Source organism: Pseudomonas sp. LBUM1672, assembly GCF_059695655.1.
This window is the reverse complement of record NZ_CP166781.1, coordinates 4,484,196-4,495,931: the sequence shown is the minus strand read 5'-3', so window position 1 is coordinate 4,495,931 and position 11,736 is coordinate 4,484,196. Positions and strand designations below refer to the sequence as shown.

Here is an 11,736-nt window from a genome sequence, read left to right as displayed (position 1 = left end):
AGTATGAGTCGGGAGTTGTATAAATTGTCAAGAGAATCGCAGAAGTTTAGAGTATTATGAATATCTCAGTGGAAAAATTAAAAGCGGCTAGCTGGGCGTTTCCATTTTTTATTGGAAGCCTTTTAATTTTTCCTTATGGAGTCCTAGGGGACCAAGAGTTCTATCGACATTTTTATGAGGGCGTTGTAGGACTGCCTTTGACGGAGGCATTTCAATTTTATCGAGACTCCCTAGGAACGGGGGAGCCTGGATATTTTTTGTTCATTTATACCTTTTCACACTCCGTATCGAAGGACTTACTGTTGTCCTTTGTAAATTATTTATTTTTTTATCAGATTTTTCTTTGGCTCATAGAAAAGGGTGTGAGTCGTATTTTATTTCCATTACTTTATTTGAATTTTTATCTGTTAGTTTTGGCTTTTTCTGCAGAGAGGCTTAAGTTTTCTCTATTTCTCTTTTTGGTAGGTTGTGGAATTACGGGTTTATGTCGATATTTATTTTATGCGGCATCCATTTTTACCCATGTCCAAACACTGATGTTGCTTATCGCGGCTCAAGTTAGAAGCATATTGCTAGTGGTTAATAGGTTGGCAGTAGGGCGAGTAGGCGTTGGATTTCTTTATTTGTTTTTTTTGATCTTGGGTATGACGCTTGTCCTGGTGGTATTAAGGGAACATATCGCCTCTAAAATGAGCTACTACTATGGCGCGTGGGGAGGGGTTGGCTCAATTCTTAAGCCAGCTTTATTCGCCGGGTTAGCATTTTATTATGCTCGGGGAAGAAGAGTAGAGGCTTTATTAGCTTCGCTACCAATGGTGATGGCGGCCTACTTTATTGGCGCTGAAAGAGTTGTTATTTTTTCCTATTTTATTTTTATGTTCTATGGGCTTCAAAGCAAAGGCGGCCTAAATGTTGGTGTCGTCGCAACCCTTCTTTATTTTGGTTATAAGGGGGTTGACTTTTTGATAAAATTGATATTGCTTGGAGATGGTTTTGCAGGTGCTTACTGAAGATCTGACTTTGGAGTCTGGGATAAGCACAGGTTGGCCTTCGAGGATAGGTGGTCTTCAAATGAAATCTGGATTGCTTTAGCCGTTTTTGGTGTGGTAGCGGAATCTTGTACCAAAACTCTAGAATGACTATGGTAAAATTTCGTGTATTTTTTTCAGGAAGGCTCGGCGTGGAAAATTTTGCAAACAAAACTTTGTTAATCAGCGGTGGCACCGGTTCTTTTGGGAATGCCGTTCTAAAGCGTTTTCTTAGCAGCGATATTGCGGAAATTCGTATTTTCAGCCGTGATGAAAAAAAGCAAGATGATATGCGGAAACGCTATGCCAACTCTAAGCTTAAATTCTACATTGGTGATGTGCGAGATTATCAAAGCGTTTTGGCGGCTACCCGTGGTGTGGACTATATATTCCATGCCGCTGCACTGAAGCAAGTCCCATCATGCGAGTTTCATCCGATGGAGGCTGTCAAGACTAATGTGGTTGGTACGGATAATGTGCTTGAGGCCGCAATTCAAAACAGCGTTAGGCGCGTCGTTTGTTTAAGTACTGACAAGGCTGTCTATCCAATCAATGCCATGGGTATTTCCAAGGCCATGATGGAAAAAGTGATGGTGGCCAAGTCAAGAAACGTTGATGAAAGCAAGACGATTATCTGCGGTACTCGTTATGGAAATGTGATGGCCTCAAGAGGATCTGTAATCCCTCTTTTCATTGAGCAGATACGTTTGGGGAACCCGCTTTCCATTACTGATCCGAACATGACGCGTTTCATGATGACCCTGGCGGATGCAGTTGATCTCGTTTTATATGCCTTCGAGCATGGCAATAATGGCGATCTTTTCGTCCAGAAAGCACCTGCTGCAACCGTTGAGACGCTTGCACAAGCATTGACCCAGTTAGTCGGCCAGCCTCAACACCCTATCCAGGTTATTGGCACTCGGCACGGCGAGAAACTTTATGAGGCTCTCCTGAGTCGCGAAGAGATGGCCTGTGCCGAAGATATGGGCGAATACTTCCGAATTCCGCCTGATCTTCGCGATCTGAACTACAGCAAATTTGTTGAACAGGGTGAGGAAAAAATTTCTCGTACTGAAGATTACAATTCGCATAACACTGAGCGACTTGATGTCGCTGGGATGCAAAAGTTGTTGCTGAAACTTGAGTTTATCCAAGCAATCCAGCGTGGTGAATATGCTACGCCGGAGGAATGATCATGAAGGTTCTGATTACCGGTATAAATGGATTTATAGGTAAAAATCTCGAGGCTCATTTGCGCGAGCGGAGCGATGTCGAGATTTTGCGTTTTGGCAGGGATGATGGTGTCGAGTTGCTCAAGCAACTAGCTGCTCAGGCCGATTGCGTCTTCCATTTGGCCGGGGTTAACCGTCCACAGGATCCAGCAGAATTCAAAAGCGGCAACAGCGATTTGACGCAATTGCTCTGTGAGGCTGTCGCGGGCAGCGGGCGCAAGCCAAAAATTGTTTACACATCTTCAACTCAGGCTGATCGCGACAATCCCTACGGTGTGAGCAAACTGGCGGCAGAGCATGCGCTGAATGAGCTAGCCGAAAAGCATTCCGTTGATTTGCATGTATTCCGCCTTCCCAACGTCTTCGGGAAGTGGGCAAAGCCGAATTACAACTCCGCCGTGGCGACTTTTTGCCACAATATTACTCGTAATTTGCCCATATCCATTCATGACAGGAATGCTGCGCTTACGCTGGTGTATGTCGATGACGTGATACGGCATTTCATTGACATCATGGACGGAAAGGCTGCACCTGACAGCAATGCGAAGGTCGATCCGGTGTACTCCAGCACCGTTGGTCAAGTCGCTGATCAGATCACTGCTTTTCGTGAAAGTCGCTCCACATTGATCAGTGAGGCAGTGGGCACAGGGTTGACGCGAGCGTTGTACTCGACCTACCTGAGTTACCTGCCACCTGAATCTTTTACCTACGAGGTGCCCAAATATGGCGATCCTCGCGGCGTGTTTGTGGAAATGTTGAAAACGCCGGATGCCGGCCAGTTTTCTTATTTTACTGCTCACCCGGGAATAACACGGGGTGGCCATTACCATCATTCAAAGACTGAAAAGTTTCTTGTCATAAAGGGAAGCGCGCTGTTTCGTTTCCGCCACATTATGTCAGACGAATTTTATGAGTTGAAAACGACAGGTGAACAACCGGTGATTGTTGAAACCGTCCCGGGCTGGACGCATGACATCACCAATGTCGGAGATGATGAGTTGATTGTCATGTTGTGGGCCAACGAGATTTTTGATCGCGAGCGTCCAGATACATTCGCGCTGCCATTGAGCTCTTGAGCCAATCGATCGGGTAAGGATTGTCATGAAAAAACTAAAAGTAGTTACTGTTGTTGGCACGCGTCCTGAAATCATTCGTCTATCACGAGTTATCTCGGCCCTGGATGAGCACTGTGACCATGTTTTGGTCCATACCGGGCAGAATTACGATTACGAATTGAATGAGATTTTCTTTCAGGATCTCGGCATTCGTAAGCCGGATCACTTTCTTAACGCGGCTGGCGCAACCGGTGCGGAAACTATCGGTAACGTCATCATCTCGGTAGACCGGGTCCTGGGTGAAATCTCGCCTGAGGCTCTCTTGGTCCTGGGTGATACCAACAGCTGCATGGCGGTAATTCCAGCTAAACGCCGTAAAATTCCAACGTTCCACATGGAAGCGGGCAACCGGTGTTTCGATATGCGGGTACCGGAAGAGATCAACCGTCGCATTGTCGATCACACAGCGGATATCAATCTGACTTACAGCACCATTGCTCGGGATTACCTCCTGCGCGAAGGGCTTTCGCCGGACATGATCATCAAAACCGGCAGTCCGATGTTCGAAGTCCTCACTCATTACCGTGCTGGTATTGATGCCTCGGACGTACTTGAGCGCCTCGGTTTGCAGGCGGGACAATTTTTTGTCGTCAGTGCGCATCGAGAGGAAAACATCGACAGCGACCAAAACTTTCTGAAGTTGGTCGAGGTGTTGAACACGGTGGCGCAGGACTACGATCTTCCAGTGATTGTTTCCACGCATCCTCGCACGCAAAAAAGGGTGGATGCTCTCGGTATCGTTTTCCACCCCAACGTTCGGTTGCTGAAGCCGCTCGGCTTCATGGATTACAACAAGTTGCAGCTTTCGTCTAAGGCAGCACTTTCCGACAGCGGCACTATCAATGAAGAATCATCAATTCTTAATTTCCCTGCGTTGAACCTGCGTGAGGCGCATGAGCGCCCTGAAGGCATGGAAGAGGCAGCGGTCATGATGGTGGGGCTGGAAACCGACCGAGTCCTTCAGGCATTGCTATTGCTTGAAAGCCAATCGCGAGATGAAGAACGCACGTTGCGACTTGTCGCGGACTACAGCATGCCGAACGTATCGGAAAAAGTGGTGCGGATTATTCATAGTTATCGTGATTACGTCATGCGTACGGTCTGGAGAAGGTACTAATACGGATGGCTACTCGGGTTCTGTTAATGACGCAGTGGTTTGACCCTGAACCTACCTTCAAGGGCCTGGTTTTTGCTCGAGAGTTGGTGGCTCAGGGTTTTGAGGTCGAGGTGGTCACCGGTTTTCCTAATTATCCAGGAGGGAAGGTTTATTCGGGCTATAAAATCAGGCCATTGCAGCGTGAAGTTATCGATGGCGTTCAGATAACGCGCGTTCCTCTTTATCCTAGTCATGGGCAAAGTGGCGTAGGTCGGGTACTTAACTACATCAGTTTTGCAGCCAGTCTTCTTTTTTATAGCCTATTCCGCGCGAAAAAGCCGGATGTGATATATGCCTATCATCCTCCATTAACGGTCGGTATCGCCGCGGCCCTGGTTCGTTTCTTCCGGCGTGTTCCAGTGGTTTATGATATTCAGGATATGTGGCCAGACACACTCAGAGCGACAGGGATGTTCTCCAACGAGAAGATCCTTAAGGTGGTGTCTCGAGTTTGCGATTGGGTATACGGCAACGTAAACCAAATCGTTGTGCTGTCGCCGGGTTTTAAGCGTTTGTTGGTTGAGCGCGGCGTACCTTCGCAAAAAATCGACGTAATCTATAACTGGTGCGCTGAGGACATGATGCGGGCGACCTCCAGTCTTCCACCACCCAATTTTCCAGACTCCTCGAAATTCAGAATTTTGTTTGCTGGGAATATGGGCAAAGCGCAGTCGCTGGATACTGTCATCACAGCGGCTAAGTTACTTCAAGAGCAAGCCAATCAGGTGGCGTTCGTTTTTCTTGGTGGGGGAGTGGAAGTTTCCCGACTGGAAGCACTCGCTAAAAGCAAAGGGCTCGATAACGTCGTCTTCCTTCCGGGTGTTCCTATGCAGGAAGTTGGAGCTTATCTGTCTAGCGCCGACGCCTTGCTCGTCCACTTGAAGAAGGACCCATTGTTCTCCATCACCATTCCGTCAAAAACCCAAGCCTATATGGCGGCAGGGAAACCGATTCTGATGGCTGTAGATGGCGACGCCGCTGACCTGGTGCGCGATGCCGGATGTGGCGTTGCCAGCGAGTCTGACAATCCCCAGGCGCTGGCCGATGCTGTGCTTTCGTTGCTACGGATGACTGCCGAAGAGCGTGAGCAAATGGCAGAGAATGGGCGAGTGTTTTATAAGAAGGAGCTCTCGTTGCGCGTCGGTGTCGAGCGTTTCGGTGAGCACTTCAAGCGGTTGGCGAAGTGATTCCCCACGCACGTTTATCCCAACGAAAAAATCAGCTTGTTGCAAGGACCTCCGATGTCTAAACGCTTATTCGATATTGTGGCTGCCGCGATGGGATTGATTGTGTTGTCTCCCGTAATAGCCGTAGTTGCATACCTGATTCGCAAGCGATTGGGATCGCCGGTCCTGTTTCGTCAGGTCCGGCCAGGTCTCGGTGGTAAACCGTTTGAGATGGTCAAGTTCCGGACAATGCGAGATGCGGTGGATGCCGAGGGTAACTCCTTACCTGATTCTGAACGCATGACCGATTTTGGCCGGTTTCTGCGCTCCAGCAGTCTGGATGAGTTGCCCGAGCTCTGGAATGTAATAAGGGGAGAGATGAGCCTGGTAGGGCCGCGACCTTTGTTGATGGAGTATTTGCCTCTTTACAATGCAGAGCAACTACGTCGACATGAGGTGCGTCCGGGTGTAACCGGTTGGGCTCAAATAAACGGTCGTAATGCGTTGTCTTGGGATGAGAAGTTCAAACTTGATGTTTGGTATGTGAACAATCAATCCTTCTGGCTGGATCTAAAGATCATTTTTCTTACCATCAAGAAAGTATTGATCAAGGACGGTATCAGTGCTGAAGGAGAAGTGACGATGCCGAAATTTACCGGTTCGAAAAAATGAAGAGACTGGCAATCATTGGGGCAAGTGGCCACGGTAAAGTCGTCGCGGATACTGCCGAATGTTGTGGTTGGCAGGTCATTGAATTTTTTGACGACGCTTGGCCCCAGGTGTCATCCATCGGCGGCTGGCCTGTTATAGGGAGAACTGACGACTTGCTCGGCCGGGTGGCTGAGTATGATGGAGTGTTGGTGGCCATCGGCAATAACAGTGTCCGGCAAAACAAACTGCAACAGTTGAAAAGTGCAGGCGCTCACCTACCGGTTCTTGTCCATCCTTCAGCAGTGGTAAGCCGTTACGCCAGTATCGGACCGGGGAGTGTGGTTTTCGCGACCGTGGTCGTCAACGCATATGCCGTGATAGGTGAAGGCGCTATCCTGAACACGGGATGCAGTATTGATCACGACTGCGTTCTGGGGAATTACGTGCATATCAGCCCAGGCGCCCGATTGGCAGGCGCTGTGAGCGTAGGAGACGGTAGCTGGATTGGTATCGGGGCATGCGTCAGGCAGGTGATCACTATCGGTGCTAACGTGATGATCGGTGCTGGTGCAGCAGTGGTCTGCAATATCTCTGATAACATGAGCGCTACTGGAGTGCCCGCTCGAGCGGTTGTCCGATTTTGAGCGTCTGGCAAACGGCCACTCTTGGCTGTTCGATTGTCAAATAATTATGGATGGCAGGTAAAAACCGTGTTGAATACCCCCTTTTCTCCGTGGCCTTCGTTCACTGCAGAAGAAGCTGACGCTGTTCGCGACGTAATCCTTTCCAATAAAGTCAATTATTGGACCGGGCAGGAATGCCGTGAATTTGAGAAGGAATTTTCCGCGTGGGCTGGCACCGAGTATTCCGTTGCCCTTGCCAATGGCACTGTGGCACTTGATCTTGCTTTGCAAGCTCTGGGAATCGGTCCTGGAGATGAAGTCATTGTCACGCCCCGCACGTTCCTTGCTTCAGTATCCAGTGTCGTCAATGCGGGTGCGATACCGGTCTTTGCCGAAGTCGACCGCGACACACAAAATATTACGGCTGAAACAATCAAGGCGGTACTCACCCCCCGTACCCGGGGCGTAATCTGCGTGCATCTGGCCGGGTGGCCATGTGACATGGATCCAATCATGGAGCTCGCCGCTCTTCATGATCTCAAGGTAATAGAAGACTGCGCCCAGGCACATGGTGCGAAGTATAAGGGACGTCCCGTGGGCTCCATTGGTCATATCGGCGCCTGGTCGTTTTGTCAGGACAAGATCATGACCACCGGAGGCGAGGGCGGGATGGTCACGACGAATGACCGAAGCCTCTGGTCGAAAATGTGGTCGTTCAAGGATCATGGCAAAAGCTGGGAGGCCATCTACGAGCGGGAGCATCAGCCGGGTTTCCGTTGGTTGCATGAAAGCTTTGGTACGAACTGGCGGATGCTGGAAGTGCAAGGTGTCATCGGAAGGATCCAGCTTCGGCGCATGGCCGAGTGGCGTATCAGCCGAATCAATTATGCGGAACGTATTTGGTCGCATGCTCGCGAGCTTAAAGGCTTGCGTGTTCCAGTGGTTCCCGAAAGCTGCGCGCACGCTGCTTATAAATGTTATGTGTTCGTAGAGCCACATCAGTTGAAGGCAGGCTGGAGCCGTGACCGTATTCTGTCCGAGATTTCCGCACTTGGCGTTCCATGTTTTTCGGGTTCTTGCTCTGAGGTGTACCTCGAAAAAGCGTTCGATGATACCGGTTGGCGTCCAGAAGTTCGGCTTCCTGTCGCCAAAGAGCTGGGTGAGACGAGCTTGATGTTCCTGGTGCATCCGACGTTGACTGAAGCTGAAATCAATAAGACCTGTGAAGCAATTTGCAGTGTTATGCAGCAAGCCTGCCAGTCTTAGGTGCGCGTGGGGTTTACAACCTGTGGGGTATCCCAAGCCAGATTCTTGCGGGCTTGGGAGTCGCGATAGACCGCACGATCTTCCAGCCACTCGGTCCTGATTTCTACCTGTAACCCATGCCTATCTGGTCAATAATCTCGGGTAACGAGGTGGGATAGGTCTGCAGGAGCAGGAGCTATACTTCGCACACTTTGTTTATGGATATCTCCTTGATGGCTCTATGGTTGTCGTTGCCGGTTATAGCTAGCGTTTCTCTGGCGCTTACGGGGGCCTTGCGTCGTTTTGCTCTGGTTCGCAGCCTGATGGATATTCCCAATGGTCGCAGTTCGCATGCGGTACCCACACCACGCGCTGGCGGTATAGCAATCGCTTTCAGTTTCCTTATGGCGCTACCGGTTCTCGGCTTGGTTGGAATCCTCGATTGGAATTTTATTGTTGCTTTGCTGGGGGCGGGGACTGGCATTGCGCTTCTCGGCTGGTTGGATGACCACAATCCTGTGGCCGTTCGGTGGCGCTTACTTGGTCACTTTGCTGGAGCTGCCTGGGCCTTGTTCTGGCTTGATGGCCTGCCCTTGTTCAATGTCTTTGGCATCTCGTTGGATCTAGGCTGGCTTGGACATATTCTGGCCGCGATCTATCTGGTGTGGTTGCTCAATTTGTACAACTTCATGGATGGCATAGATGGTATTGCGGGTGTCGAGGCGGTTACCGTCTGCCTTGGCGCCTGCCTGCTTTATTGGTTTAGTGGGTTCCAGAATCAGATGTGGGTCCCGGCAATGTTAGCCATGGCAGTGGTTGGTTTCCTGTTCTGGAATTTTCCTCCAGCGCGCATTTTTATGGGGGATTCGGGTAGCGGATTTTTGGGTATGGTGCTGGGTGTGATCTCGATACAATCGGCTTGGGTTTCTCCGCTGCTACTATGGGCCTGGTTGATACTGTTAGGCGTCTTCATCGTAGACGCGACTTTTACGCTGCTCCGTCGCCTGATTGAGGGTGAGAAAGTTTACGAAGCACATCGCAGTCATGCATATCAATTCGCCTCCCGCCGATACCAAAAGCATCTACCAGTCACTCTTGCTGTCGGGGCAATCAATATTGTGTGGTTGTTGCCCGTCGCGCTCTGCGTCACTTCTTTCGGGTTGAACGGAGCATTTGGTTTGCTCATCGCATACATCCCTCTTGTGATGCTCGCTGTAAAATTTCATGCGGGCGAAATCGAAGAAAAGCAGGCAATCAGCAGTTGATTCATAGAATTTTTAAAGTAGCGAGGGCGTCAGGAGACGTACACTCGTCACACACGATCAATAGGGGAGCGGTTCGAGGTGTACGACGGAGTTATGGATAAGTTACGCACACTGTTGCTGGGGCTGCCACGCCGCCAGAAGCGACTGATTCAGGTTTCAGCTGACGTCGTTTTAGTATGGGCGGCGTTGTGGTTGGCATTTTTGGTACGCCTCGGCATTGATGACATGGCCAATCCACTTATTGTCCATTCGTGGCTATTTCTCAGTGCCCCAATCGTCGCTATCCCTTTGTTTATCCGCTTCGGCATGTATCGTGCGGTGATGCGTTACTTTGGGAACGATGCGTTGATCGCAATCATCAAGGCAGTCAGCTTATCTTCTCTGATTCTCGGCGTAATCGTATATTGGTACAGCAACCATCAGAATATTGTCCCGCGCTCAATCATTTTCAATTATTGGTGGTTGAGTCTGATTATGGTGGGTGGTTTGCGTCTGGCGATGCGTCAATATTTTCTGGGTGATTGGTTTGCTGCTGCGCAGCATGTGCCTTTCACTAATAGGGATGATGGGCTGCCCAGGGTCGCCATTTTTGGCGCTGGGGCAGCGGGGAACCAGTTGGTAGCGGCGTTGCGAATGGGGCGGATCATGCGCCCAGTAGCCTTTATCGACGATGACAAAAATATCGCCGATCGAGTAATTTCCGGGCTGCAGGTTTATAAGCCGAAGCACATCCAGCAGATGATCGATGAAACCGGCGCGCAGGAAATTCTATTAGCCATTCCTTCCGCCTCCCGTGGACGTCGCCGCGAAATTCTCGGTTTCCTTGAAGGTTTCCCGCTTCACGTGCGAAGCGTCCCGGGTTTCATGGACTTGGCCAGTGGTCGGGTAAAAGTCGACGACATTCAGGAAGTAGACATCGCTGACCTTTTGGGCCGTGATGCTGTTCCGGCTCAGGGAGACTTGCTTGAGCATTGCATCAAGGGCCAGTCAGTTCTGGTGACGGGGGCCGGAGGGTCCATTGGTTCCGAGTTGTGCCGTCAGATTCTGGCTCTGCATCCGACCACGCTTTTGCTCTTTGAGCACAGTGAGTTCAATCTTTACAGCATCTTGTCCGAACTTGAGCAGCGGATCGCCCGAGAATCCCTGTCGATTCGTCTTTTGCCGATTCTTGGCTCTGTACGTAATCAGGATAAGTTGCTGGATGTGATGAAAACCTGGCGTGTGGATACAGTTTATCATGCGGCAGCTTACAAGCATGTGCCAATGGTCGAACACAACATCGCCGAAGGTGTACTTAATAATGTAATCGGTACACTTAATACCGCCCAGGCAGCACTGAAGGCGGGTGTAAACAACTTTGTATTGATCTCCACAGACAAGGCGGTGCGTCCTACCAACGTTATGGGTAGCACTAAACGCCTTGCCGAGTTGACGCTGCAAGCGCTCAGTCAAGAACTCGCCCCGGTGCTGTTTGGCGACAATACCAATGTTTCCCGGGTCAACAAGACGCGATTTACCATGGTGCGTTTCGGTAATGTTCTAGGGTCCTCCGGCTCGGTCATTCCGTTATTTCACAAACAGATCAAATCTGGTGGGCCGCTGACCGTTACCCATCCAAAAATCACTCGTTATTTCATGACTATTCCTGAGGCTGCTCAGCTTGTAATCCAGGCTGGGTCAATGGGGCTGGGTGGTGATGTATTTGTGCTGGACATGGGGGAGCCGGTAAAAATTGTCGAGCTGGCCGAAAAGATGATTCATCTCTCAGGTCTTAGTGTTCGCTCCGAGAAAAACATACATGGTGACATCTCTATCGAATTTACCGGATTACGCCCGGGTGAAAAGCTGTACGAAGAACTGTTGATAGGTGACAACGTGGCGGCAACGCAGCACCCGATGATCATGACCGCCAACGAGGACCACTTGGCTTGGGATGTGCTAAAGGGCCGCCTGACCGAGTTGCTGATTGCCGTAGAAAAAGATGATTACCCTCGCGTACGACAACTCTTGCGCGAAACCGTCAGCGGCTATACCCCTGACGGCGAAATCGTCGATTGGATTTACCAGCAACGTCGGCTCGAACCCTAACTACATACTGCATAAGAGATATTTGTTACTTATACGACATCAATAGCGTTTGGGAGGCTACTTCGGAGAGCTAACTCTCACGATATGCCTCTTTTATCGGATTGTTACATCACCTCAAATAAAGGCAAATCGCTTTAGAATTGGGAGATCTCCTGGTGTCCTTGGTG

At 50.0% G+C, this 11,736-nt stretch carries 10 protein-coding genes; all 10 read left to right on the top strand.

Annotation, left to right across the window (positions count from 1 at the left end; translation table 11 throughout):
• The first annotated feature begins 56 nt into the window (after nucleotides 1-56).
• The 10 genes from ACA053_RS20450 (at nucleotide 57) to ACA053_RS20405 (ending at nucleotide 11,569) form a co-directional block, all read left to right on the top strand.
• Nucleotides 57-1,010 carry a hypothetical protein gene (locus tag ACA053_RS20450; protein ID WP_497393542.1) on the top strand — a complete coding sequence of 318 codons (954 nt, stop codon included), beginning with the start codon at nucleotides 57-59 and terminating at the stop codon, nucleotides 1,008-1,010.
• 170 nt (nucleotides 1,011-1,180) lie between these two features.
• The gene (locus tag ACA053_RS20445) at nucleotides 1,181-2,221 is read left to right on the top strand and encodes a polysaccharide biosynthesis protein (RefSeq protein WP_497393541.1); all 1,041 of its coding nucleotides are present in this window, start codon (nucleotides 1,181-1,183) and stop codon (nucleotides 2,219-2,221) included.
• A 2-nt stretch (nucleotides 2,222-2,223) separates the two neighbouring features.
• Complete coding sequence (gene wbjC / locus ACA053_RS20440) at nucleotides 2,224-3,336, top strand: UDP-2-acetamido-2,6-beta-L-arabino-hexul-4-ose reductase (RefSeq protein ID WP_497393540.1); 1,113 nt, start codon at nucleotides 2,224-2,226, stop codon at nucleotides 3,334-3,336.
• A gap of 25 nt (nucleotides 3,337-3,361) precedes the next feature.
• Entirely contained in the window at nucleotides 3,362-4,492 is a 1,131-nt protein-coding gene (gene wecB / locus ACA053_RS20435) for a non-hydrolyzing UDP-N-acetylglucosamine 2-epimerase (protein WP_497393539.1), read from the top strand.
• A 5-nt stretch (nucleotides 4,493-4,497) separates the two neighbouring features.
• Nucleotides 4,498-5,718, top strand: coding sequence for a glycosyltransferase family 4 protein (locus ACA053_RS20430; RefSeq protein ID WP_497393538.1), 1,221 nt, complete (start codon nucleotides 4,498-4,500; stop codon nucleotides 5,716-5,718).
• A gap of 54 nt (nucleotides 5,719-5,772) precedes the next feature.
• The gene (locus tag ACA053_RS20425; protein ID WP_497393537.1) at nucleotides 5,773-6,369 is read left to right on the top strand and encodes a sugar transferase; all 597 of its coding nucleotides are present in this window, start codon (nucleotides 5,773-5,775) and stop codon (nucleotides 6,367-6,369) included.
• Complete coding sequence (locus ACA053_RS20420; protein ID WP_497393536.1) at nucleotides 6,366-6,992, top strand: acetyltransferase; 627 nt, start codon at nucleotides 6,366-6,368, stop codon at nucleotides 6,990-6,992. The genes ACA053_RS20425 and ACA053_RS20420 overlap by 4 nt, the downstream gene beginning before the upstream one ends.
• A gap of 66 nt (nucleotides 6,993-7,058) precedes the next feature.
• Entirely contained in the window at nucleotides 7,059-8,237 is a 1,179-nt protein-coding gene (locus tag ACA053_RS20415) for a DegT/DnrJ/EryC1/StrS family aminotransferase (RefSeq protein WP_497393535.1), read from the top strand.
• Between the two features lie 212 nt (nucleotides 8,238-8,449).
• On the top strand, nucleotides 8,450-9,481 hold the full coding sequence (locus tag ACA053_RS20410) for an MraY family glycosyltransferase (protein ID WP_497396214.1): 1,032 nt from the start codon (nucleotides 8,450-8,452) through the stop codon (nucleotides 9,479-9,481).
• A gap of 93 nt (nucleotides 9,482-9,574) precedes the next feature.
• Nucleotides 9,575-11,569, top strand: a complete 1,995-nt coding sequence (locus ACA053_RS20405; protein WP_497393534.1) for a polysaccharide biosynthesis protein — start codon at nucleotides 9,575-9,577, stop codon at nucleotides 11,567-11,569.
• Nucleotides 11,570-11,736: the final 167 nt, after the last annotated feature.

What these genes read in the sequence shown, in the direction of transcription:
- ACA053_RS20425 (WP_497393537.1), top strand. Translation starts at nt 5,773, where the DNA reads ATGTCTAAACGCTTATTCGATATTGTGGCTGCCGCGATGGGATTGATT.
- ACA053_RS20420 (WP_497393536.1), top strand. Translation starts at nt 6,366, where the DNA reads ATGAAGAGACTGGCAATCATTGGGGCAAGTGGCCACGGTAAAGTCGTC.
- ACA053_RS20405 (WP_497393534.1), top strand. Translation starts at nt 9,575, where the DNA reads ATGGATAAGTTACGCACACTGTTGCTGGGGCTGCCACGCCGCCAGAAG.
- wecB (WP_497393539.1), top strand. Translation starts at nt 3,362, where the DNA reads ATGAAAAAACTAAAAGTAGTTACTGTTGTTGGCACGCGTCCTGAAATC.
- ACA053_RS20430 (WP_497393538.1), top strand. Translation starts at nt 4,498, where the DNA reads ATGGCTACTCGGGTTCTGTTAATGACGCAGTGGTTTGACCCTGAACCT.
- ACA053_RS20410 (WP_497396214.1), top strand. Translation starts at nt 8,450, where the DNA reads ATGGCTCTATGGTTGTCGTTGCCGGTTATAGCTAGCGTTTCTCTGGCG.
- wbjC (WP_497393540.1), top strand. Translation starts at nt 2,224, where the DNA reads ATGAAGGTTCTGATTACCGGTATAAATGGATTTATAGGTAAAAATCTC.
- ACA053_RS20450 (WP_497393542.1), top strand. Translation starts at nt 57, where the DNA reads ATGAATATCTCAGTGGAAAAATTAAAAGCGGCTAGCTGGGCGTTTCCA.